The sequence below is a fragment of the Vibrio sp. T13N genome (genome assembly GCF_032970445.1).
Taxonomy (GTDB): Bacteria; Pseudomonadota; Gammaproteobacteria; order Enterobacterales; family Vibrionaceae; genus Vibrio; species Vibrio diabolicus.
This window is the reverse complement of sequence record NZ_JAWJYE010000003.1, coordinates 252,240-277,128: the sequence shown is the minus strand read 5'-3', so window position 1 is coordinate 277,128 and position 24,889 is coordinate 252,240. Positions and strand designations below refer to the sequence as shown.

Here is a 24,889-nt window from a genome sequence, read left to right as displayed (position 1 = left end):
CCAGTTTTACTGGGCTTTTTTAGAAGTCACATACAACAATTTCAAAGGATATGAATCTTGAGAAAACTTGAACTCAAAGTCCCACCTGTTGCGGTGTTTTTGTTGGTCATACTACTCATGTATGGACTGACAGTTCTGGTGCCGAGCCTGAATATTAGTGTGCCCTTTGTCGAGGTTGTGGTTGGCGGGTTAACTTTGCTCTCTGGTTATATGGGCATTGCTGGTGTGTATGAATTCCATAAAGTAAAAACGACGGTTAACCCTGTAAAGCCTGACACGGCCTCTTCCGTGGTGAGAACTGGCGTATTTTCTTTTTCGCGCAACCCGATGTATATGGCGCTACTGCTTCTAATCATTGCAATTGGTTTGTGGTGGCAGCACTTGAGTGTGGTGCTTTGTAGCGTCGTATTTGTCAGTTATATGAATCGATTTCAAATCAAGCCAGAGGAACGTGTTCTAGAGCGATTGTTTGGTGAAGAGTATGTGGATTACAAAAACCACGTCCGCCGCTGGATCTAAGCATTGCGTTTAGTTTTATTTGGATGAGACATAAAAAGAAAGCCCAACGATCGACGTTGGGCTTTCTTTTAGTAAACACGTTTTTTGAGCACTTCTGATAGGGCAATCGATTAGGCTGCCTTAACGAACTTTGCTAGGAATGCATCCTTACGTTCATTGAAACGGCGTACAAGATCGTCAACCGCTTCTTGGTCATATGGCTTCAAGCCGCTTGCAACCATGCGTTTGATGCCTTTGCCAACGACTTCACCGTCTTCTTTGAACGCAAAGTTTAAGGTGACTACCCCACGTTTGCCTTCCACGTCGAACGTTGCGCCAGTGAAATCCACTTCAGGATGCGTAAGGTCTAAGCGTGAAAATTCAACTTCCATGCTTTCATAAATAACTAATGGACGTTGGCAGTTGATCATCATTTGCTTCTCTTCCATAAGAGGAACCATGATGTGAGGGAAGTTCATGCCAGAGAATTGCACGTAATTTGTTACGACATGCTCAATAAATGCGGGATCGTGGTTAGTCTCACCTTCACGGGACATGTGTAAGTATTCTTTACCGGCCTCGTCAACAACGGCGCTTTCTTTTTCACACTTATTTTCAATATGAAGTGCTACACCATCGTTTACCATGCCAGAGAAGTTAAAACGCATCTTTTGGCTGACGCCTTCTTTACTAAGAAGCACTGCGAAAAGTAAGTCCCCAGGGACACAAAAGCGTTTGTTGTCTTCATCGTGGATTGGGTTGTAGTCACCTGCGACACGTTTTGCAAAGTGGCTTGCTTGTTCGCGAGTGAACTGAAACTGGTGATTAGTGTTTGAAAAATAAGGTGTTAGAAACATAATTTTTACGTAGTAACCAAAACTGTGTGGGATTATATGCGAATATCTGCGTAGCAATGGTCCATCCAGTGAAAACTTCACCGTATCCTAACAATAAGACACTATTTCGGCGGATAAATCGTTAAAAACGCATACTTTAGCAACGCTTTTATTTGTGAAAGCAATAAACAGCGACTTTATTACGTCGGCTATTTTTAAAAGTATAGCAATAACAACATGCAAGTGTTCATAAAGATCGCTGGGAATACGTTTAATGAGGAGATAAAAAGCTCCACGCGAAACGTGGAGCCTTCAAATTATCATCCGGTTTTTAGATTAAGTGCTGGTAATGCTGGATTACTGAATACTTGGTAACAGACTCTCTGGCATGAGCGTGTTGTGGATAGCCAGCTTAAGCAGAGTATTCGCCTGTTCAATGTCCGGCGCAAAGTAGCGATCTTTATCGTAGAACGATACTTTTTCACGCAACATTTGTTTCGCAATCTCAATACGCTCAGAGGACTTGTTTGGCGCTCTAAAGTCTAGGCCTTGTGCTGCTGATAGGTATTCGACCGCTAGAATACCGCGAGTGTTTTCGCCCATTTCTTTCAATCTGCGAGCCGCGAATGTTGCCATTGACACGTGATCTTCTTGGTTTGCAGATGTTGGCAAGCTGTCTACTGACGCTGGGTGAGCGAGTGTTTTGTTTTCACTTGCTAACGCAGCAGAGGTAACCTGAGCAATCATGAAACCAGAGTTCACACCACCATTATCGACTAAGAACGGTGGTAATTTTGATAATGCGCTATCGATAAGCAATGCCATACGACGTTCAGACAGGCTGCCGATCTCAGCAATCGCCAGTGCTAGGTTGTCAGCTGCCATTGCAACAGGCTCAGCGTGGAAGTTACCGCCAGAGATGATGTCGTCATCTTCAGCAAACACCAACGGGTTATCTGATACGGAGTTTGCTTCTACTTGCAATACTTCTGCAGCGTTGCGGATTTGCTGCAAACACGCCCCCATTACTTGAGGTTGACAGCGCAAAGAATACGGGTCTTGCACTTTTTCACAGTTAGTATGCGAATCACCAATGTCACTTGATGTATCCAATAGATGACGATAGGCCAGTGCAGCGTCCATTTGGCTGCGATGACCACGTACACGATGAATGCGCGGATCGAATGGACGTCGGCTGCCGAGAGCGGCTTCGACAGACATTGCGCCACATACTGTAGCCGAAGCGAAAAGATCTTCCGCGATAAACAGACCTTCTAATGCGAACGCTGTTGATGCCTGGGTACCATTTAGCAGCGCTAAGCCTTCTTTCGGCGCCAGAGTAATGGGTTCTAGACCAGCGATTTTTAACGCTTCTTGCCCAGAAATGATGTTACCGTTGTGACGAGCTTGTCCTTCACCTAGTAATACTGTGCTCATATGGGCCAGAGGAGCTAAGTCACCTGATGCGCCGACAGAGCCCTTTTTAGGTACGCAAGGGTAAACTTGTGCGTTAACTAGGTCGGTCAGCATATTAATGACTTTTAGGCGAATACCAGAAAAACCACGAGACAGACTATTGATTTTTAATACCATCATCAGACGAACCGTTTCATCTGACATAAACTCACCGATACCTGCCGCATGAGAAAGAACGATACTGCGTTGCAGTGTTTCTAAATCTTCTGGTGCTATTCGTGTGTTAGCCAATAGTCCAAAACCAGTGTTAATTCCGTAAACCGTTCGATCTTCCGCGATGACTCGGTCTACGACCTGTGTGCTTTCTTCAATGGCCGGAATGGCTTCAGGATCCAAAGTAAGGTTGACTGGTGAACGGCTCACTTGGCGTAGTTCGTTTAAGCTAATATGACCTGGCTTTAGCGTTAAATTTAACATCTCTTTCATCCTTACTTGAGCTTCTTCAGTTCTTCGTTGAGCATTGGCAAATCTAGCCCTTGCTCTGCTGCACATTGTTTAGCGATATCGTATCCCGCATCAGCATGACGCATCACGCCTGTTGCTGGGTCGTTATGCAGCACGCGGGCAATACGTTTTGAGGCATCTTCACTGCCGTCACAGCAGATAACCATACCTGAGTGTTGCGAGAAGCCCATACCTACGCCACCACCGTGGTGCAGTGAAACCCAAGTTGCGCCGCCCGCCGTGTTGAGTAGCGCGTTTAATAATGGCCAGTCTGATACGGCGTCAGAACCGTCCATCATACCTTCGGTTTCACGGTTCGGGCTTGCTACAGAGCCAGAGTCTAAGTGGTCACGACCAATGACAACGGGCGCCTTAAGTTCGCCATTTTTCACCATTTCATTGAATGCTTGACCAAGACGCTCACGATCTTTAAGACCAACCCAGCAAATACGTGCAGGTAAACCTTGGAACTGAATGCGCTCGCGCGCCATATCTAGCCAGTTATGTAAGTGTGGATTATCTGGAATTAGCTCTTTTACTTTTTGGTCGGTTTTATAGATATCCTCAGGATCGCCAGAGAGAGCGGCCCAGCGGAAAGGACCAATACCTTCGCAGAATAGAGGGCGAATGTAGGCTGGAACGAAGCCAGGGAAATCAAATGCGTTTTCTACGCCTTCTTCCAAGGCCATCTGGCGGATGTTGTTACCGTAGTCGAGTGTTGCGGCGCCGCGATTTTGTAGCTCTAACATGGCTTGAACTTGCACTGCCATGGATTTTTTGGCTGCTTTAACAACCATTGCTTCATCTTGCAAACGCATTTCTGCAGCGTGAGACATGCTCCAGCCTTGTGGTAAGTAGCCATTGAGCGGGTCGTGTGCAGATGTTTGGTCTGTTACTACATCAGGCGTGATATTACGTTCTACCAACTCAGAGAAAACGTCTGCTGCATTACCTAGTAGACCAACCGATACTGGTGTGTCCGATTCTTTGATGATAGCAAGCGCTTCATCTAAAGATGTCGCTTTCTTATCGACATAGCCTGTACGTAGGCGGTAATCGATACGCGATTCATCACACTCTACCGCAATCATGGAGAAGCCCGCCATCGTACCAGCTAGAGGCTGAGCACCACCCATACCACCAAGACCGCCAGTTAGAATCCATCGGCCTTTTGCTTCGCCGTCAAAGTGCTTTTTCGCAACAGACACGAATGTTTCGTATGTGCCTTGGACGATGCCTTGTGAGCCAATGTATATCCAGCTGCCAGCGGTCATTTGGCCGTACATCATCAAGCCTTGTTTATCGAGCTCGTTGAAGTGTTCCCAGTTTGCCCAATGAGGAACGAGGTTTGAGTTTGCGATAAGCACGCGTGGGGCGTTTTTATGGGTAGGGAAAACACCAACAGGCTTGCCTGATTGAACTAAAAGCGTTTGGTCATCTTCGAGTCTTTCAAGTACTTCAACAATCTTGTCGTAACATTCCCAGTTTCGTGCCGCACGGCCAATGCCGCCATATACAACCAGCGAATGTGGATGTTCTGCAACATCAGGATCGAGGTTGTTCATCAGCATACGAAGAGGGGCTTCGGTTAGCCAAGATTTTGCGCGCAGTTTATCTCCGTGAGGTGCACGAATTGTTCTGCTTGTATCAAGTCGTGGATCTTGTCCCTGGCGCTGTGTCATTTCAGACTCCTTTAGTTTCTCGTGATGACCAAGTACTTGCTTGGTCGTAATAATAAGTGGCATCTAGGATGCGTTATGGTTTGTGTTGCTTTTCCGCCATCGCGTTGGCGATATCCCAACACAAACGGGCAGCTAAGCGTGCAGTTTGACTATCGACGTCATAATTAGGGTTGTATTCGGCGATATCAGCCAGCATGAGCTTATTTTTGTAATGAAGAATTCGATCTAAAAATGGTGCAATTGTGTCGTAACTTACTCCTCGAGCCGCAGGGGCGCTGACCCCAGGTGCGGTTGCCGCAGGAAATACATCCAGATCAATGGTCAAATAGAGGTAGTCACAGTCGTCAATAAAATGCTGAAGCTGAGTTAAGTGATAACTGTGGTTTAGGTAGCAGAGCTGATTGTCCTCTACATACCAAACATTTAGCGCATCTGCTTTTTCAAATAGCGCTTTAGTGTTGCTACTACGGCTTACACCAATACAAGCGTAATGAAAGTCCCAATCGTTACGTTGGCAAAAATGATGAATTTGGTTGAAGGGGGTGCCAGAGCTTGGTCTTATGTCGGTGAGGTTGCTCTCAAATGCGCGTAAATCGAAATGCGCATCGAAATTAATAATGCCGATTTTAGGCTTCTTCTCTGGATGGTGCGCTTTAAAATATTCCGCTAAGCCGGAAAACGAGGCCCACGCAATCTCATGCCCACCACCCAGCACGATGACTGGCGTATGGGGCAGTGCGCTTGAAATGGTTGCTGCACATAGAGCTTGGCTCTCTTCCAGTAAGTCGTCTTCACACACCACAGTACCTAAGTCATATAGTGGGGCGTCTTGGTGCCATGCTAAATTAGCGAGTGCTCGTCGGATTAAGTCTGGCGCTTTTTTCGCGCCAATGCGTCCTTTGTTTCTCGCAACGCCAGCGTCGGTAGCAAAACCGAGTAATGAGACGCCATGCGCAACGGCACTCAACTCATCTGCTTTTTGGCGTTGAACAACGTGATGAATTCGCTGACCAAGCTTGCCGTCCTCGGCATCATGACGGCCTTGCCAATGAAATAGGGGAGAGTGTAGGTCGAATTGAGACATATTATTGGCCTCCGTGTGAAATGTATTCACCATTTACTATACGACCTACCAGACGTTTTGCTCCGACTTGATAGCTTAAATCCGCAGGGCTTTCGATATCCCAGATAGAGAAGTCCGCATCAAACCCTACTTTGATTTCGCCACGTGAGTTTTGATAACCCAGAGCTTTGGCTGCATGTTGCGTTACACCACGCAGTGCTTCTTGCGGTGTAAGGCGAAATAGTGTGCACGCCATATTCAGCATGAGTGTGAGATCAGAAAACGGTGATGTACCTGGGTTGACGTCCGTAGCAATTGCCATCGGCACGTTATGCTCTCTCAACAACTCAATCGGTGGTAACTGAGTTTCTCTTAGAAAATAAAAAGCGCCAGGCAGTAGAGTGGCGACAGTGTTTGAGCGAGCAAGTGCTTTAACACCTTGGTCATCTAAAAACTCGATGTGATCCGCTGACAAACCGTTGTATTGCGCAGTGAGGGCTGTACCACCGAGATTCGAAAGTTGCTCTGTATGCCCTTTAACCTTTAAGCCGTGGCGTTTTGCAGCTATAAACACTTTTTCTGTTTGTTCAAGATTGAAGCCAATCGATTCACAAAAAACATCGACACTCGTGGCTAACTCTTCCTTTGCGACGACAGGGATTATGTCCTGACAAATGTGCTCAATATAGTCATCTGCACGGCCTTGGAACTCCGGCGGAATGGCGTGAGCGGCAAGAAGTGTAGTGGTGATTTTAACTTTGCGCTCTTGTTCAAGCATTTTGGCTGCACGGAGCATTTTTACTTCGTCATTCAGTGTCAATCCGTAGCCTGATTTCACTTCGACAGAAGTGACCCCGCTCGCGAGTAGCCCGTCTAAACGTGGCAACGCTAACTCAACTAATTGCGCTTCGGTTGCTGAACGCGTCGCATGCACCGTTGAAAGTATCCCACCGCCTTGTTTGGAAATTTCTTGATATGGCACGCCGTTTAAGCGCATTTCAAATTCGTTGGCACGATTGCCCGCGTAAATAAGGTGAGTGTGGCAGTCGATCAAACCTGGCAGAACTAACTTGCCTTGAAGGTCGATACTCTGAGCGTAATGCTGGGCAGACAGCAGAGACTCGGTTTGCGGTTCGTCTTCACCAATTGCACAGGTGCTGATCGCAACGATTTTTCCAGATTGAATGCCAATACGAGCAGGAGACGTTGGCAGATAACCGCGCTCTCCCGACTGCATGGTGACCAGACGTGCGTTTTCAATCAGCAAATCCATGTTTGTGTCCCTGTGTTTATTTGTATCATTAAATGTATATACAAATAAATAGAGCAAAATAAGAACACTGACAAGATTGATGTTGCTAAAATGTGATCAAAACGTAGATCTAGAGGACCGATCTTGTCATTAAATGAGCACTTTTGAGCTCAGCTTATATTTGTTACCAGGGTGATAAAGTAGGGCGGTACTGACTAACTTATCTTGGCTCCACGTTCTGCGATTCAAGAGAAGGCAAGGCTCATTGGCTTGCATTTTTAAGTCTTGCTTAATACGGCCGTCAGGCACAATTGCCTCTACAGTATGTTCAATAGCGTTGAGTGGGCAATTATCTGACAGGTATTGATTCGGAGTGATTTGTGTGAAGTCTTGATTTAAATAACTCGGGGCATATTGGCTGTTCACCCAGCGGAGTTCTAATTGAATAGGCGTTTGGTCTTCATAGTGAATGATTTCACTGTAAAACACCGTTGTGCCAAGCATGACGCCGAGTTTTGTCGCAATGCTGTCATCTGCTTTTATGGCAACTTGTTTGAGCACTTTACTGCTATATTGTCGCCCTCGGTCGCTGACTTCTTCGGCAATGTTTCGAATGTCTAACAGAGGAGATTCTGACTTTTCACCAGGATCACACACAAACGTACCTAAGCGTGGGCGACGTTGTAATCGGCCCTCATTAACTAAGTCCCGAATTGCTTTGTTCACTGTCATTCTACTGACACCAAATTGCTCGGTAAGCTCAATCTCTGTGGCGATACGATGACCGACTATCCACTCTCCAGCATCAATTTTATCGAGGATAAATTGTTTGATTTGAATGTAGAGTGGTGCAGACATAATGGTTCCCTTTTATTTGACTATACAAATACTGCTTAATTTAGGTACAAATTGCAAACATTTCTAGACGAACGCCCCACTTAGTGAAAGAACAATCCTATTGTGGGGCTGAATGACTCTTGCTGCTGAGTATTATTTGGATTGATGATGGAATTCGAACATTTTCTTGTGGTCTATTGCTTGCAGAGTATAAAACAATTGTGTAAACAAACGATTATTAGAAGAAAAGTCGCTAAAAAGGAAAAACATGTTTAAAAAATTGAAAGCATCACTGGGGATCGGTTCTGCAAAAGTAGATACGATTTTAGACGAAATGAGCGTGTTTCAAGGAGCGACGCTGAAAGGGCATGTTCATATCAAAGGCGGAGACGTCGAACAACAAATTGATGCTATTACTATTAAGTTGAACACAGAGATGAAAGTCGAAGTGGATGATAGCGTAAGTTACCAAACGTTCACTATTGATCAGCTGAAGGCGGTAGACCCCTTTGTGATTCAACCTAATGAAGAGAAGCAGATTCCGTTTGAGCTAAAACTGCATGATGAAACGCCAATTACTGCGGTTAGCGCACTTAAGAATCAATGCCATGTTTGGGTTGAAACGACGTTAGATATTGATTTTGCGATTGACCCGCGTGACCGTGACTATATTGAAGTGAAACCACTACCAGTAGCATCTCGGGTTATTCAAGCGATCGAGCAAGCTGGCTTCACTATGGTTAAAGCCGATGTTGAAAAAGGCTTTTTGCGCGGTGGCTCGTTTGCTTCTCGCTCTGGAATTTATCAAGAGCTAGAGTTCCGAAATAACGGTTTTATCTCATCAAAAGAAATTGAGCTTTCTTTTATTCTGGAAGGGCAGGTCATGCATTGTTTGGCGGAGATTGACCGTTCGCTCAGCTTGGCTGGTGACCAATATCGCTCGTTTACGTTGCCGATCAATGCAACTGATGCTCAAGTCGCTGCCGCGGTTGCACCAACGCTAAATCTATAGTTCTCATCAACTTGATGAGAATATGTACCGATATCCTATTGTGAAAGCGATATCGGTACTGTTATCCATGTTTCGTGCGTTCTCTACGGCTAAAAACTCAAGCGCGGAGTTTTCCATTAGATATCGATAGCCTAATACCAGTTCATTAGAGGCATCAGCAAACTCTGCGGGTCCTTCTGTCGAGCCTTGATACCAATGGTATTCAAACATCAGGTGGTGGTTATCTTCCAATGCATAACGGTACCCAGCTGCAGCTGCAATCGTATTATGCCGATAGGGTAGATCCAGCAAGGCGCGATCATCTGAGCGAAAAGTCATGCCAACCATCGAGTAAAATGCATGGGCGTCACTCAAATAACTGTAATTTATTTGGAAGCCTTGCTCGAAATTACTGCCTTGAAAAGTCCCGTGAGCAACATCATTAAAATATAAGCTGCCACCAATAGATAGGCCGTGATGTTCATTCTGAAACACTTGATATTGCAAATAAGTAGATAAGTTGTTGGCAAGCGTTTGTCCTTCGAAATCATCTTCTAGCACATCATATTGCGGCATTGAAATGTAAAAACGATCTCTGTCTACTTTGTCTCGGCCATTCTGTCCGATACCGAAAAGGTTATGGAAGCTTTTAGTCAGTCCATCTAAATGGTTATCAGCGGCAAAAACCCACCGATAATTGAGTTCCCATTGCCAACTGCTATTGATTTGCCACTTGCTGCCAATTTCGATTTGGTTGTGGTAATAATCCAGTGCGTATTCATCAGTATGAGCCCAAACACTGGCCACGGTTCCTGAGCCATAGGTTTCGACAAAATCAGAGGGAAGGCTATGCCCTGAGCGCAGTATATTGGTATGGCTAACCACTTGCATCGGAGATTGTGCGTAAGAACGTAGCGGCCCATACAGGTCATTTGATGCCATGGCTGGTACACAGCATATTGAAGTGCTTAGAAGCTCCATAAAGCGCGATTTGAAATAGATCATGATGAACACCTACATGCAAACTACTCAATAAAACAACTATATACCTAAATTGCACTTTGAGGTGGAACTAGGTGTGCTGGGTCCTGTGTTAGTTAATATGTATTAGGAACTATTATACCAGTTGTGTATTCAAGTTCTATTGGGAGGGGGGAACTCTGTTTACAAGTGATGTGAGCCCTTAAGAAGAATCATCAGATTGTTGCCACGAGGGTTGAGGTTAAGTTCTTATGATAAAACAAAATCGCGCTTTGCAATCTAAATGTGAGCTAGGTACAATCCCACTTTCGATAACGGTCCGGTATTCGTGTTACCGAGAGGCCTTTATTGACTCTCAACTATTTTCAACAAATAGCTTCTAATTTGAATAACATGTGTTGCTTGGTGTGCAACACCACTGTAAAGGACATAGCATGCCTATTATTACTCTTCCTGACGGCAGTCAGCGTCAATTTGACAACCCAGTTTCTACTATGGAAGTTGCGCAATCGATCGGTCCTGGTCTTGCAAAAGCAACGATCGCTGGTCGTGTAAACGGTAACCGCGTTGATGCGTGTGACCTAATTGAAGAAGACGCAAGCCTTGAAATCATCACCGTAAAAGATGAAGTAGACGGTCTAGAAATAGTTCGTCACTCTTGTGCTCACCTTCTTGGTCACGCTCTTAAGCAGCTTTACCCACAAGCTAAAATGGCGATTGGTCCAACCATCGACAACGGCTTCTACTACGATATCGACCTAGATGAGTCTCTAACGCAAGAAGATCTTGAAAAGATTGAAAAGCGTATGAAAGAGCTAGCGAAAACCAAGTACGAAGTTGTTAAGAAAAAAGTAAGCTGGCAGGAAGCGCGTGATACGTTTGAATCACGTGGCGAACCATACAAAGTGGAAATCCTAGACGAAAACGTATCTCGTGATGATCGTCCAGGTCTTTACCACCATGAAGAATACATCGACATGTGTCGTGGTCCTCACGTTCCTAACATGAGCTTCTGTCAACACTTCACTCTATTGAATGTGGCAGGTGCTTACTGGCGTGGTAACAGCGACAATAAAATGCTTCAACGTATCTACGGTACGGCTTTCCACGATAAGAAAGCACTGAAAGCGCATCTAACTCGCCTAGAAGAAGCAGCGAAGCGTGACCACCGTAAGATTGGTAAGCAACTAGACCTATTCCACATGCAGCAAGAAGCACCGGGTATGGTGTTCTGGCATCACAATGGTTGGTCTATTTTCCGTGATCTGGAAGTATTCATCCGCGCTAAGCTAGATGAGTACGGTTACCAAGAAGTAAAAGGTCCGCTAATGATGGACCGTGTTCTTTGGGAACGCTCAGGTCACTGGGATAAATACGCTGATGCAATGTTCACAACTTCTTCTGAGAACCGTGAATACGCAATTAAGCCAATGAACTGTCCAGGTCACGTACAGATCTTCAACCAAGGTCTAAAATCGTACCGCGACCTACCGCTACGTATGGCAGAGTTCGGCTCATGTCACCGTAACGAACCATCTGGTGCACTGCACGGCATTATGCGTGTACGTGGCTTTACTCAGGATGATGCTCACATTTTTTGTACTGAGAGCCAAATCCAAGAAGAAGTAACAAACTGCATCAAGATGGTGTACGATACGTACCAAACATTTGGTTTCGATAACATCGTAGTGAAACTGTCTACTCGTCCAGAGAAACGTGTAGGTTCAGATGAAATCTGGGATCAATCTGAAGAAGCATTGAAGCAGTCTCTTGAATCGATGGATATCCCATACGAAATTCAAGAAGGTGAGGGTGCGTTCTACGGTCCTAAGATTGAATTCACACTATACGATTGTCTAGACCGCGCTTGGCAGTGTGGTACTGTCCAGCTAGACTTCAACCTACCAGGTCGCCTAGGCGCTACTTATGTAGGTGAAAATAACGAACGTCTTGTACCGGTAATGATTCACCGTGCGATTCTAGGTTCACTAGAGCGCTTCATCGGTATCCTTATCGAAGAATATGCTGGTTTCTTCCCAACTTGGTTGGCGCCAGAACAAGCAGTTCTTATGAACATTACTGATAAACAGTCAGGTTATGTTCAAGAAATAGTACAAAAACTACAAAAAAGTGGAATTAGAGCTAAAGCGGACTTGAGAAATGAGAAGATTGGCTTTAAAATCCGCGAACATACTTTGAAGCGTGTACCGTATATGCTTGTTGTTGGTGACCAAGAAATGGAAGCTGGCGAAATTGCAGTACGTACTCGTAAAGGTAAAGATCTTGGTAAATTTAAAGTGGATGATTTTATTGCATACATCCAAGACGAGATCTCTAGCCGTAAGCTCAATCTGGAGGAATAAGCTATTAAAGGCGGAAGACGTGGCCAACAGCCGGTAAAACAAAACCCGCACCGTATCAACGGTGAAATTCGTGGTATTCGTGAAGTTCGACTAACAGGCGCTGACGGTGAATCAGTTGGTGTTGTATCGATTCAAGAAGCCATTGCAGCTGCTGAAGAAGCTGGTATGGATCTCGTTGAGATCAGTCCTAACGCCGAGCCACCTGTTTGTCGTGTGATGGACTATGGTAAGTTCCTCTTCGAGAAGAGCAAAACTGCTAAAGAGCAGAAGAAGAAGCAAAAGCAGGTCCAGATCAAGGAAGTAAAATTCCGTCCTGGAACTGATATTGGAGACTATCAGGTAAAACTACGCAACCTGACGCGTTTCCTTGAAGAAGGCAACAAAGTGAAGGTAACAATTCGCTTCCGTGGCCGAGAGATGGCACACCAAGACATCGGTGTTGACGTTCTAAATCGTCTTAAGGAAGATACTGCAGAACTTGCTGTAGTTGAATCTTTCCCTAAGAAGATTGAAGGTCGCCAGATGATCATGGTGCTAGCCCCTAAAAAGAAGTAATTAACGGCTCATCAAGTAATTAAAACCTAGCCGCTTTCCTTTCGATAAAGGCATAACGGCTAGGTTTTGTTCGCCCTAATTACGTTGTTTATTAAACCTACTCAATGCGGAGTTATTCATCATGCCTAAGATGAAAACCAACAAAGGTGCTGCTAAGCGTTTTAAGAAAACTGCTGGTGGTATTAAGTACAAGCACGCTACAAAACGTCACATCCTGACTAAGCGTACTACTAAGAACAAGCGTCAACTACGTCCGAATGCAATCCTTCCAAAATGTGAAGTGGCTGCAGTAATCCGTATGTTACCATACGCTTAATTCTTTTTAGTTATCAATCGTTTAGTTTAGGAGAAGCATAATGCCTCGCGTAAAACGTGGTGTACAAGCTCGTGCACGTCATAAGAAAGTTCTAAAACAAGCTAAAGGTTACTACGGTGCGCGTTCACGTGTTTACCGCGTAGCTTTCCAAGCAGTTACTAAAGCTGGTCAATACGCTTACCGTGACCGTCGCGCTAAGAAACGTCAATTCCGTCAACTATGGATTGCACGTATCAATGCGGCATCTCGTCAAAATGGTCTATCTTACAGCCGTTTCATCAACGGTCTTAAGAAAGCATCTATCGAGATCGACCGTAAGATCCTTGCGGACATCGCAGTATTCGACAAAGCTGCATTTGCAGTTCTAGTTGAAAAAGCGAAAGCTGCTCTTTAATTAGCAGTTTAGGATTAAGAGAAGGAGAGCATTAGCTCTCCTTTTTTATTGCTAAAATATATACCCAAATATTTTTCAGTTTTGCCATTCAGAATCTTGTCTATCAGTCTTCCCGATTTGATTAGTGATCACTGCTCTGTTGGTAATAAAATGGCTTGGGTATATATTTTACGTTTATAAGGGACTAAAAATGATCTACACAACGACAGAAAGCATTCCGGGCAAGCAGATCTCTGAAATAAGAGGGGTTGTAACTGGTAATGTTGTTCAATCAAAACACATCGGTCGTGACCTCATGGCGGGTATCAAAAGCATTGTTGGCGGCGAAATTCGCGGTTACACGGAAATGATGACCGACGCGCGTGATATAGCTATACAGCGCATGGTAGCAGACGCTGAATCTAAAGGTGCCGATGCAATTGTAGGGATTCGATTTACCACAAGCTCAATCGTAGATGGTTCTTCGGAAATTTTGGCATTTGGTACTGCAGTGAAACTGGCGGACTAGTCTACTTGAATAGCAGTGCAAAAATGCTAATAGAGAGCGGTGAATTATTATGCATTTACCGTTCTGTTCCTTTTAGGTTAATTATTCTAGATTTTTGCAGAGCGAATAGGTTTATATTCTCAACTCTACGTTACTATTAAAATTAATTGCGATGTTTTAGAGTAATTGCTTCACTTTTGTTTTGTGTATTATTTTATATTCATAATGAAATTGAATTCATATTGAATTTTCCATTTATCGTGTGAATTTTGATTTCGATATATTAATTCATATTTTTCTTATAAAAATATGAACTTATACCTTGCCAAGCGGTTCTAAATTGTTACAAATACTATACAGCTGTAACATTGCCAAAAGGAATTGTAGATGAGAGATCTGACTCCCGAATACTTGCTAGCCGCATTACGCCAAGCGATTAAAACAAAAGGGCTAACATATCGAGAGCTATCTGAGAAAATGGGCATGCCGCTGTCCACTTTTAAGAGACACTTAACAAGCACAAATCTCGCTTTGGATAAACTGCTTGAATATTGTAGAGCTGTTGATTGCACGTTAGATGAGCTACAAAAGCTTGCGAATCAATTACAAGGTGAAGACGAGGATTACTTTAGCCGTACGCAAGATGAAGTCTTTTTTCAATTTCCCCATCTTTACGATTTTTATCGTGAATTGAGAATGCTGCGAGGCAAAGATGGATATTCCATTTTAAAGAAAAAGTATGATTTGTCTGAGCAGAGCATGTCTGATTACCTAAAAGCTTTGGAGTTATTGGATCTTGTTTACGTTGATGAAGATAAAAATATAACGTTGCACGGGCCGTTATATTACAGCTATGCAGAAAACTCCAAGCTCAATGATAAATATACGGAAATCATAAAAGAACAGACAACAACCCACGATAAATGCGTTCGTGTGGCTTTGGCACGCATGAAAATTACCGAAGAGCAGCTTTTGCAATTGGAAGATCAAGTCGCAAAAACGGTTATCGATTTTCATTCCCAAAATGTTGTGGCAGAGAACTTCAACGTCTCTGATTTTACTAATATTGTTCTACTTGCAGGGCCACATCAACCAGTCACATTCTCTGATGGAATTATCGAGACAGAAGGGCGATTTATTGACGATATTCGTTATGCCATTGCATCTGCAGGTGATAAACCAAGCCTCTCGATTTAGAAATTCAGTCTTTTACTTAAAGAGAATCGCTTTCTCACTATGTTATTGAGTTTTGCAGCTCTAATATTGAAAGGAAGCAGTAAAAGAAAAGCCCAAGACAGAGCACACTTTGTAAATAGAGCATCTATCAGTTGCTGTTTTGAATCCAAACTTTAAGTGTTTTGGGCTTTTTTGAATAACATCATTTCAATATCACTCGTTGTCCAATTTTTAAGGTTCTGATTTTTGGGGCTATGTCCCCGCACTCCACTCTAGCCTTTCCTTACAATCAAATCATTCTCGCTGAACCAAGCATCTTGATGTTACTTGGTTATATAATTAAAGCTTATTTTTCGGTTAGCTATAAATTCACACTTGCAATGTTTGTTTTTTGAACTATTATGACGAAGTGTCATTTATGACGGTTCGTCAAATTTAGTGGCGTTCCTGTATTCAAGAATCGTGTTACAATTATTGGGAGTGTGTTGGTATACGGATCAAAGGATTATGTTTAACTTTCGCTGTAAAAAAGATAGCAAGCAAGACGGATGTCGTACGTCTTCAGGGCTAACTAAAAAACAACAGGCGATTGCTGATCGTGAAATAGAGCTTATTCAATTGGCTAAGTCTCTGGTTCAAGAGCAAGGCTTTGCCAACTTAACGATGGACAAGCTCACAGCGGCAAGCCCTTACTCGAAGGGAACGATCTACAATCATTTTTGCAGCAAAGAAGATGTGATTCTTGCGCTTTGTATTCACTCGCTGAGAAGCGAAGCAATATTTTTCGAACGTACCGCTAAGTTCAATGGCAATACCAGAGAAAAAATCATTGCTATGCATGTAGGTTATCGTATTTACGCTCGTATGGAGCCTGTACTATCAACCTGTGCGATTGTTGCAAAGACGCCTTGGGTCCTAGAGAAAGCTTCGCCTAAGCGTGTGAATGAATTGAACAACTTAGAAGAACAAGTAATAGATGGTGCTGATGCGTTGGTGAATAATGCGGTGGAATGTGGAGACCTTAAGTTCTCTCCCGCAATTGGTTCTGATGCCATCGTATTTGCTAACTGGTCTATTGCCTTCGGTTCAAACGCTCTAGCGCAAAATGCATCGAACAGTCGATGTATTCAGCGAATTCAAGATCCATTCTCAGTACTGCATAACGCGAATATGTTACTTGATGGTTTAGGGTGGTCACCTTTATCGACAGAGTGGGATTACCGTAAAACGTGGCGTCGAGTGGAACAGGAATTGTTCAGCGAAGAGCTTGCTTATTTAGAGTCTGTGAATCGCTAATCGTTATAGAGGCCATCTAATATTTTAGTTGGCTTTTTTATTACACTATTATGACGAATCGTCAAAAATAGAGGTTGGTACTCAAGTTACCGATCTCGAGAAGTATAGGAAGTTACTCAAAAACTAACTTATATAACCAAATAAATTCGATCTGATTTTTATATGTTGAAGTTATCTGGTTATCACAGCATTCGCTGTTTTTTTTAGTTTTTAAATTTGACGAAACGTCACAAAAGGAGAGTGTGATGCCACATCACAACGTTCAACAACAAGCCCGAATTGGCTGGGTCAAGCTACCAACGAATTACAGTGTGTTGGTTGTACTTGCTACCGTTTTATTGATTGTTATAGCAACTATTGGAGGAAAAAATCTTTACTTTAGAGGGGATTACGACATCTTTTTTGATGGAACAAATGAGCAGTTACTTGCGTTTGATGAAATTCAGACTACCTTTGCAAAATCTGACAGTCTTGCTTTGGTCATAGCGCCAAAAAGTGGCACTGTTTTTACTCCGAACACCTTATCTCTTATTCAGCAGATCACTGACGAGGCGTGGCAAGTCCCATACTCCACCCGTGTTGATTCCCTTGCCAACTACCAGCATACCGAAGCGTTTGAAGATGATCTTCTTGTCGAAGATTTACTGTATAGCGAATATGAATTGACGCCTCAGCGAATCGAGAAAGTCAAAAGTATTGCGTTGAGTGAGCCGGTTTTGAAAAGTTCACTGATTTCCGAAAAAGGGGATGTCACGGTCGTGAATATTACGGTCCAACTCCCTGAGGTCGATAAAACCGCTGAAGTACAAGAAGTGGTTGCCTACATAAACGGAGTGATTGAGCGTTATCAGCAAGTGTACCCAGATACTGAGTTCCACAAGGCTGGTATTATTGCAATGAACTACGCGTTTATGACCGCAGCCCAAGATGACAGCGCGACGCTAGTGCCGACCATGCTACTAGTGATATTGGTTTTCCTGACTCTCATGTTGCGCTCATTGCTTAGCGTCATCGCGACACTCATCGTTATTATCGGCTCAGTTATGGTGACAATGGGCTTATCAGGATGGGCTGGTATGTTCTTAAGCACGGCGACAGTTAATGTGCCTACCTTGGTGATGACGCTTGCCGTCGCCGACTGTGTGCACATCATAGCGACGATGCGTCAGTCTATGCAAAACGGCTTTAGTAAAGCTCATTCTATTGAACGAAGTATTGCGCTCAATTTCATGCCCATCCTGATTACCTCCATTACCACCGCGATCGGCTTTTTAATGATGAATATGTCGGATTCTCCAATCCTGAGAGATTTCGGCAACCTATCAGCCCTTGGCGTCATGATTGCTTGTTTCCTTTCCATCACATTACTTCCGGCGTTACTTCATATCCTTCCTGTTAGGGTGAAGTCAGACACTGCTGATGAAAGAAAGCACTTTATGGATCACTTAGGGGATTTCGTGGTGTCAAAGCGACATGCGTTATTGCCGTTGTCGGTGCTTGTTATTGTCGCGAGTGCGAGTTTGATTCCGCTGAACAAAGTCAACGATGAATCCGTCGAGTACTTTGGTCATAGCAATGAATTTCGTCGAGCGGCTGATTTTATGGAAGAGCGAATCAGTGGCATGGCGAACATCAGTATCGCGATAAAAACTAACGAATCGCAGGGTATTGCGGATCCTAATTTTCTCAATACCGTGGGTAAATTTACTGACTGGCTAAGGTTGCAGCCAGAAACGGACCATGTTGCGACCTTGAGCGATGTTTATAAGCGCCTAAACAAGAACATGCATGGAGATGATCAGGCTTATTACTCGCTTCCTCAAGACAGAGAATTAGCGGCTCAATATCTGCTGCTTTATGAAATGTCACTACCGTATGGTTTAGATTTGAACAACCAAATCAATGTTGATAAGTCGTCAATCAAGATGGTTCTCACCGTGGAGAACTTGGGCAGCGTCGAGCTTGTTGATTTGGAAAATCGTATTTACCAATGGTTTAACGAAAACGCGCCTCAGTATGATGTTGTTGCTTCTAGTCCATCACTGATGTTTGCGCATATTGGCGAAACGAATATGGCTAGCATGCTGTCAACCTTGCCTATCACTTTGGTCTTAATTTCGGCATTACTGATCTTTGCCTTACGCTCGTTCAAGCTCGGTTTAATCAGCCTGGTCCCGAATATCGCCCCTGCGCTTATTGGTTTTGGTATTTGGGCGTTGGTTTCTGGTGAAATTAATTTGGGGTTGTCTGTTGTTGTGACGTTGACGCTTGGCGTTGTGGTTGATGATGCCGTTCATTTTCTCTCTAAATACCAACACGCTCGTAAAGATGGCCATAGCGCGGAACAAGCGGTTCGTTACGCTTTTCGCACCGTGGGGCGCGCGCTTTGGATTACGACTGTCGTGCTTGTTGCTGGTTTCTCCGTTCTGGCGATGTCGAGCTTCCGCTTAAATGCCGATATGGGACAGTTGAGTGCCATTGTTATCTTCATTGCTCTTGTTGTGGATTTCATCTTTCTACCGACTCTACTGATGTTGTTTGACAAAGGCGTCTACGACGAGGTGGGCCGCCGAAACAAGCTTAAATCAACTGACTCTCAAACCACGGCTGTTACTCAGTCATAACGAATCAAAGGATTGAACATGAATTTACTAAAAAATGCCTTAAAAGTATCTGCACTTTCTGTCTCGCTTTTTATGAGTCATGCGGTGTTAGCGGATGAAGCGAAAGGATTAGAAATTGCTCAAGAGCGCAAAGCCCGTGATGAAGGGTGGGGGGATTCTGTTGCTACCATGAAAATGATTCTGCGGAACGCACAAGGAGAAAGCAGCACACGTTTAATGCGCCTCCAATCACTCGAAGTTGAGGACGATGGTGACAAAGGACTCACAATATTTGATGAACCAAGAGATGTGAAAGGCACCGCGTTTCTCAACCACTCTCATACAGTGGGTGCCGATGACCAGTGGCTTTACCTTCCAGCACTGAAGCGTGTGAAACGTATTTCCTCGCGTAACAAATCAGGCCCTTTCATGGGCAGTGAATTTGCGTATGAGGATCTCAGTTCCTTTGAGATTGAAAAATACCGTTTCAACTACCTAAAAGATGACAGCATAAACGGGCAAGATGTTTTCATCGTAGAGCAAATTCCGACCGATAAGAACTCAGGTTATACCAAGCAAACGGTGTGGTTAGATAAAGCGCATTACCGCCCACTGAAAGTTGAGTTTTACGATCGCAAAGGGTCGTTGTTAAAAACGCTTTCTTTCTCAGATTACAAGCAGTACCTCAACCAATATTGGCGAGCGCACACCATGGCGATGACAAATCATCAAACAGGAAAAAGCACTGAGCTAACAACAAGTGAAATGCGCTTTAACACTGGGCTCGAAGACAATGATTTTCATAAGAATGTGTTAAAGCGAGTGAGGTAGTGGAGGAGAAATGAACCGATCAAATGTTGGGTTGTTGCTTAGCGCAGCAACCTCTTTTTACTCGATGCCTCTTGCCGCCGTTGAGCTTGCTGGACAAGTCAATATTGAGCATCGTCAGTTTTTTGAAACTGGCTCTCAGGGCCAGAGCAAAGCGCAAACGTCATTGGTTTTGCAGCCAGAATTTTACTGGGAGATGCAAAATGGTGATGCGAGCTTTACCCTCACACCTTTCTATCGTTTGGATAGTCTAGACGATGAGCGAAGTCATGGAGACATAAGAGAGGCGCTTTATCTGACGTACTGGGATGATTATGAGCTTCGAGTTGGGATTAGTAAGGTTTTTTGGGGAGTGACGGAATCCGCCCATTTGGTTGATGTAGTAAACCAGACAGACGCCATTGAAGCCGTCGATGGTGAAGATAAGCTCGGTCAGCCGATGTTGCATTTTACCTCATTCAAAGATTGGGGCACCGTCCATGCAATGTTATTACCTTACTTTAGGGAGCGAACGTTTGCGGGTACTGACGGGCGCTTGCGAACCGAACCTGTTGTCTCAGATGATGCTATCTATGAATCAAGCAGAGAAGAAAAGCAGGTAGATGTGGCTTTTCGATATTCGAAAATGCTTGGCGATTGGGACGTAGGCCTGAGCTATTTATATGGAACAAACCGGGATCCTTACTTTCGTTTTGAGTACGGGGAATTAAAGCCTTACTACGCTCTGATGAGTCATATCGGTCTCGATGTACAAGGAATCGTTGGCGATTGGTTATGGAAACTGGAAAGTGTTTATCGAGATAGTGCTGATAATCATGTCGGTCTTGTGACGGGTTTTGAGTATACCTTCGTCGGTGCATTTGACACGGTTTGGGATGTGGGGGTTATTGGTGAGTACCTCTATGACAGTCGTGGGAATAACGCACAAACTATCGGTCAAAATGATGTGTTTGCAGGCATTCGTTGGGCGCTCAACGACGAGGACGGAACGGAATTATTGACGGGAATCACAAAGGATTTAGATAACGCCGATGTTTACAATGCCAAGTTAGAAGCCTCGAGCCGAATATCGAATAACTTTAAGTGGCAAATTGATGCTTGGTTGTTCAAAAATGAAACGCCAAACGATTTGCTCTATTTCGCCCGAGATGACGATTTTATCGAGCTATCTATTCAATACTATTTCTAAAACACAAAGGGCACAACTTAACGGCAGATTAATGAAAGATGACATTTTTGACGTTTTTGTGCTCTTTTTATTCAATAACCTCTTCTTTTCGTAATTCAATTTGGCATTGGTGCCCGGTTTGGCTACTATGTACAGCTATCAAAAAACCAATCACTCCCTTATGGACACTACCAACAGGTAGATGAGGAAACGATGCAACATCTAGAAGAGATCATTGCTAGCGCGAGCACTGCAATTGAAGCTGCCGAATCGCTAGTCGCACTTGATGAAGTGCGTGTTCAGTATCTGGGTAAAAAAGGTGAGCTAACTGCTCAACTTCAAAGCCTAGGTAAACTACCACCAGAAGAACGCCGTGAAGCTGGTCAAGAAATCAACAAAGCGAAAGGCGTCGTTCAGCAAGCCATCGCAGCTCGTAAAGACGCACTACAACGTGCAGAGCTTGAAGCGAAACTAGCAGCAGAAACAATCGACGTAACACTACCAGGTCGTCGTATTGAGAACGGTGGTTTACACCCAGTAACTCGTACTGTAGAGCGTATTGAGAAGTTCTTTGGCGAACTTGGTTTCAACACCGAAGCTGGCCCAGAGATCGAAGATGCATTCCACAACTTTGATGCGCTAAATATTGCCGCTGACCACCCAGCGCGTACTGACCACGATACTTTCTTCTTCAATCCAGATTTGATGCTTCGTACTCATACGTCAGGCGTACAGATCCGTACGATGGAAAATGGTAAACCACCATTCCGTTTCATCGCTCCGGGCCGTGTATACCGTAACGACTACGACCAAACTCATACCCCAATGTTCCACCAAGTGGAAGGTATGCTGGTTGATGAGAACGTAAACTTTGCACAGTTGAAAGGCATCCTGCACGATTTCCTATGTAACTTCTTCGAAGAAGAAGTAGAAGTACGTTTCCGTCCATCTTACTTCCCATTCACTGAACCTTCAGCTGAAGTAGACGTGAAAGGCAAAAACGGTAAATGGTTAGAAGTACTAGGCTGCGGTATGGTTCACCCGAACGTACTACGTAGTGTAGGCATCGATCCTGAAAAATACTCTGGTTTCGCATTCGGTATGGGTGTTGAGCGTCTAACGATGCTTCGTTACGGCGTGAACGATCTACGTGCGTTCTTCGAAAACGATCTTCGTTTCCTAAAACAGTTCAAGTAATCCAGAGGGTTCATCAACATGAAATTCAGCGAATCATGGCTTCGTGAGTGGGTAAACCCAGCGGTTACTACTGACGAACTCACTCATCAAATTACAATGGCCGGCCTAGAGGTAGACGACGTTCTTCCTGTAGCGGGTTCTTTCACTGGCGTTAAAGTGGGTCACGTTGTTGAATGTGGTCAACACCCAGACGCAGACAAACTTCGCGTTACTAAAGTTGACGTGGGTGAAGAAGAGCTTCTAGACATCGTTTGTGGCGCACCTAACTGTCGCCAAGGTCTGAAAGTAGCGGTAGCAACAGTTGGTGCTGTTCTTCCAGGCGATTTCAAAATCAAAAAAGCGAAACTACGTGGCCAGCCATCTCACGGCATGCTTTGTTCGTTCACTGAACTAGGCATTGATGTTGAGTCAGACGGCATCATGGAACTAGCAGAAGACGCAGTAATCGGTACTGATTTCCGTGAATTCCTAGGTCTAGATGACGTAACGGTAGACGTAGATCTAACAGCAAACCGCGCTGACTGTTTCAGCATTCGTGGTCTAGCTCGTGAAGTTGGCGTACTAAACCGTGCTGACGTGACTGAGCCATCAGTAGAAGCAGTTGCCCCTTCAATCGACGATAAAGTGTCTATTGAAGTGAAAGCTCCTGCTGCGTGTCCTCGTTACCTAGGTCGTGTTGTTAAGAACGTAAACGTTCAAGCTGAAACGCCACTATGGATGCAAGAGAAACTGCGTCGTTGTGGTATTCGCTCTATCGACCCTGTTGTAGACATCACTAACTACGTGCTTCTAGAGCAAGGTCAACCAATGCACGCATTCGATCTAGCGAAGATCGAAGGTGGCATCGTAGTTCGTATGGCTGAGCAAGGTGAGAAGCTAACACTTCTTGACGGCAGCGAAGCAGAACTAAACGCAGATACATTAGTTGTTGCTGACCACAACAAAGCACTTGCAATCGCAGGTATCTTTGGTGGTGAAGAGTCTGGTGTAACAACTGAGACTAAAGACGTTCTACTAGAGTGTGCATTCTTTGCACCTGACCACATCCGTGGTCGCGCTCGTAGCTACGGTCTTCACACTGATTCTTCAATGCGTTTCGAGCGTGGTGTGGATTACGCACTGCAAGTGAGCGCAATGGAGCGTGCAACTCAGCTTCTTGTTGAAATTTGTGGCGGTGAAGTAGCACCTGTTGTTGCAGTAGAGTCTGAAGCAGACCTACCTAAGCCAAACAAAGTTGCTCTACGTCGTACGAAGCTAGACAACCTACTAGGTCACCACATCGCTGATGCTGACGTAGTAGAAATCCTAGAGCGCCTAGGTTTGACTGTTGAAGCTTCAGAAGAAGGTTGGGTGGCAGTAGCGCCAACATGGCGTTTCGATATCGCTATCGAGCAAGACCTGATTGAAGAAGTTGGCCGTATCTACGGTTACGACAACATTCCTAACCAACACCCAGCTGCAGCACTTAAGATGCACAACCACGTTGAAGCGGATCTTCCACTGAAACGCGTTCGTGATCTTCTTGTTGACCGTGGTTACCAGGAAGCAATTACATACAGCTTCGTTGAGCCTGAACAACAAAAGCTAGTTGTACCTGGTGTTGAGCCTCTAGTGCTTCCAAACCCAATTTCTGCAGACATGTCAGCAATGCGTCTTGGTCTTATCCAAGGGCTGCTGAACACGGTTGTTCACAACCAGAAACGTCAACAGCCACGCGTTCGTCTATTCGAATACGGCCTACGTTTCATCCCATGTGAATCTGCAGAAAACGGCATGCGCCAAGAGCCTATGCTTGCAGGTGTTATTGCTGGTACTCGTGGTGAAGAGCACTGGGATATCGAAACTAACACCGTTGATTTCTTCGACCTTAAGGGCGATCTAGAAGCGATTCTAGAGCTATCTGCGAACGAAAAAGCGTACTCTTTCGCTGCACTGTCACCTGAAAGCAAAAAAGCTAACCCAGCACTTCACCCAGGTCAATCTGCGGCAATCATCGTAGATGGCAAAGAAGTGGGCGTGATCGGTACCGTTCACCCTGAGCTTGAGCGTAAGTTCGGTCTAAACGGTCGTACTATCGTATTCGAAATCGAATGGTCTGCAATCAACAGTAAAGTGATCCCAGAAGCGGTTCAGCTTTCTAAATTCCCATCAAACCGTCGTGATATCGCTGTAGTTGTGGACGAAGCGGTAGCATCTGGTGACATCGTTAATGCTTGTTTAGAGCAAGGTGGCGAGTTCCTTAAAGATGCGAAGCTGTTCGACGTTTACGTAGGTAAAGGCGTTGAAGACGGTAAGAAGAGCCTAGCAATCGCTCTGACTCTACAGTCAGTTGAGCGTACGCTTGAAGATGCAGATATAGCTGGTGCGGTTGACGCTATCGTTGCTCACGTTTCTGAGAAGTTTGGTGCGTCTCTACGTGACTAAGCGTTAGACGAACTATCTCTCT

Annotated in this window: 21 protein-coding genes; 14 read left to right on the top strand and 7 right to left on the bottom strand. The window is 44.5% G+C overall.

Features of this window, described 5'->3' with window-relative positions; all coding sequences use genetic code 11:
- Positions 1-57: 57 nt before the first annotated feature.
- Positions 58-519: a methyltransferase family protein gene (locus R2S67_RS06700; protein ID WP_053807257.1), complete on the top strand. Its 462-nt coding sequence runs from the start codon at positions 58-60 to the stop codon at positions 517-519.
- Positions 520-629: 110 nt separating this feature from the next.
- Here the strand turns inward: R2S67_RS06700 and R2S67_RS06695 are convergent, their stop codons facing one another.
- The 6 genes from R2S67_RS06695 to hutC all read right to left on the bottom strand — a co-directional run bounded on the left by R2S67_RS06695 (position 630) and on the right by hutC (position 8,109).
- Entirely contained in the window at positions 630-1,355 is a 726-nt protein-coding gene (locus R2S67_RS06695; RefSeq protein WP_005395883.1) for a DUF3581 domain-containing protein, read from the bottom strand.
- 336 nt (positions 1,356-1,691) lie between these two features.
- Positions 1,692-3,227: a histidine ammonia-lyase gene (hutH, locus tag R2S67_RS06690; protein ID WP_046874830.1), complete on the bottom strand. Its 1,536-nt coding sequence runs from the start codon at positions 3,225-3,227 to the stop codon at positions 1,692-1,694.
- Positions 3,228-3,238: 11 nt separating this feature from the next.
- A complete protein-coding gene (hutU, locus tag R2S67_RS06685) occupies positions 3,239-4,936 on the bottom strand; it encodes a urocanate hydratase (protein WP_005395885.1) in 1,698 nt (565 codons plus the stop codon).
- Positions 4,937-5,009: 73 nt separating this feature from the next.
- Positions 5,010-6,020 carry a formimidoylglutamase gene (gene hutG / locus R2S67_RS06680; RefSeq protein ID WP_053350426.1) on the bottom strand — a complete coding sequence of 337 codons (1,011 nt, stop codon included), beginning with the start codon at positions 6,018-6,020 and terminating at the stop codon, positions 5,010-5,012.
- A gap of 1 nt (position 6,021) precedes the next feature.
- Positions 6,022-7,272 (bottom strand): imidazolonepropionase, encoded by a 1,251-nt coding sequence (hutI, locus tag R2S67_RS06675; protein WP_104971556.1) that lies wholly within the window; start codon positions 7,270-7,272, stop codon positions 6,022-6,024.
- A 129-nt stretch (positions 7,273-7,401) separates the two neighbouring features.
- Positions 7,402-8,109 carry a histidine utilization repressor gene (hutC, locus tag R2S67_RS06670; protein ID WP_046874833.1) on the bottom strand — a complete coding sequence of 236 codons (708 nt, stop codon included), beginning with the start codon at positions 8,107-8,109 and terminating at the stop codon, positions 7,402-7,404.
- A 247-nt stretch (positions 8,110-8,356) separates the two neighbouring features.
- Between hutC and R2S67_RS06665 the strand changes: the two genes are divergently transcribed.
- Positions 8,357-9,100, top strand: coding sequence for a sporulation protein (locus tag R2S67_RS06665; protein WP_134646802.1), 744 nt, complete (start codon positions 8,357-8,359; stop codon positions 9,098-9,100).
- 6 nt (positions 9,101-9,106) lie between these two features.
- Here R2S67_RS06665 and R2S67_RS06660 read toward each other — a convergent pair whose 3' ends face one another.
- A complete protein-coding gene (locus R2S67_RS06660) occupies positions 9,107-10,084 on the bottom strand; it encodes a DUF3187 family protein (RefSeq protein WP_317342921.1) in 978 nt (325 codons plus the stop codon).
- Between the two features lie 410 nt (positions 10,085-10,494).
- Between R2S67_RS06660 and thrS the strand changes: the two genes are divergently transcribed.
- The 12 genes from thrS (at position 10,495) to pheT (ending at position 24,867) form a co-directional block, all read left to right on the top strand.
- Positions 10,495-12,423 (top strand): threonine--tRNA ligase, encoded by a 1,929-nt coding sequence (thrS, locus tag R2S67_RS06655; protein WP_005395892.1) that lies wholly within the window; start codon positions 10,495-10,497, stop codon positions 12,421-12,423.
- A gap of 3 nt (positions 12,424-12,426) precedes the next feature.
- Positions 12,427-12,978, top strand: a complete 552-nt coding sequence (gene infC, locus R2S67_RS06650) for a translation initiation factor IF-3 (RefSeq protein WP_074191168.1) — start codon at positions 12,427-12,429, stop codon at positions 12,976-12,978.
- A 121-nt stretch (positions 12,979-13,099) separates the two neighbouring features.
- Positions 13,100-13,294: a 50S ribosomal protein L35 gene (rpmI, locus tag R2S67_RS06645; protein ID WP_005377932.1), complete on the top strand. Its 195-nt coding sequence runs from the start codon at positions 13,100-13,102 to the stop codon at positions 13,292-13,294.
- 40 nt (positions 13,295-13,334) lie between these two features.
- Entirely contained in the window at positions 13,335-13,688 is a 354-nt protein-coding gene (gene rplT, locus R2S67_RS06640) for a 50S ribosomal protein L20 (RefSeq protein WP_004727974.1), read from the top strand.
- A 190-nt stretch (positions 13,689-13,878) separates the two neighbouring features.
- Positions 13,879-14,196 carry a heavy metal-binding domain-containing protein gene (locus tag R2S67_RS06635; RefSeq protein ID WP_005377919.1) on the top strand — a complete coding sequence of 106 codons (318 nt, stop codon included), beginning with the start codon at positions 13,879-13,881 and terminating at the stop codon, positions 14,194-14,196.
- Between the two features lie 366 nt (positions 14,197-14,562).
- Entirely contained in the window at positions 14,563-15,372 is an 810-nt protein-coding gene (locus tag R2S67_RS06630; RefSeq protein ID WP_046874836.1) for a helix-turn-helix domain-containing protein, read from the top strand.
- A gap of 486 nt (positions 15,373-15,858) precedes the next feature.
- Positions 15,859-16,647 carry a TetR/AcrR family transcriptional regulator gene (locus R2S67_RS06625; protein WP_005395898.1) on the top strand — a complete coding sequence of 263 codons (789 nt, stop codon included), beginning with the start codon at positions 15,859-15,861 and terminating at the stop codon, positions 16,645-16,647.
- A 245-nt stretch (positions 16,648-16,892) separates the two neighbouring features.
- Positions 16,893-19,271 carry an efflux RND transporter permease subunit gene (locus R2S67_RS06620; protein WP_317342885.1) on the top strand — a complete coding sequence of 793 codons (2,379 nt, stop codon included), beginning with the start codon at positions 16,893-16,895 and terminating at the stop codon, positions 19,269-19,271.
- 18 nt (positions 19,272-19,289) lie between these two features.
- A complete protein-coding gene (locus R2S67_RS06615) occupies positions 19,290-20,081 on the top strand; it encodes an outer membrane lipoprotein-sorting protein (RefSeq protein ID WP_317342883.1) in 792 nt (263 codons plus the stop codon).
- A 10-nt stretch (positions 20,082-20,091) separates the two neighbouring features.
- On the top strand, positions 20,092-21,267 hold the full coding sequence (locus tag R2S67_RS06610; protein ID WP_317342882.1) for a hypothetical protein: 1,176 nt from the start codon (positions 20,092-20,094) through the stop codon (positions 21,265-21,267).
- Between the two features lie 192 nt (positions 21,268-21,459).
- Positions 21,460-22,443 (top strand): phenylalanine--tRNA ligase subunit alpha, encoded by a 984-nt coding sequence (gene pheS, locus R2S67_RS06605; protein ID WP_005385470.1) that lies wholly within the window; start codon positions 21,460-21,462, stop codon positions 22,441-22,443.
- A gap of 18 nt (positions 22,444-22,461) precedes the next feature.
- Entirely contained in the window at positions 22,462-24,867 is a 2,406-nt protein-coding gene (gene pheT, locus R2S67_RS06600; RefSeq protein WP_317342854.1) for a phenylalanine--tRNA ligase subunit beta, read from the top strand.
- Positions 24,868-24,889: the final 22 nt, after the last annotated feature.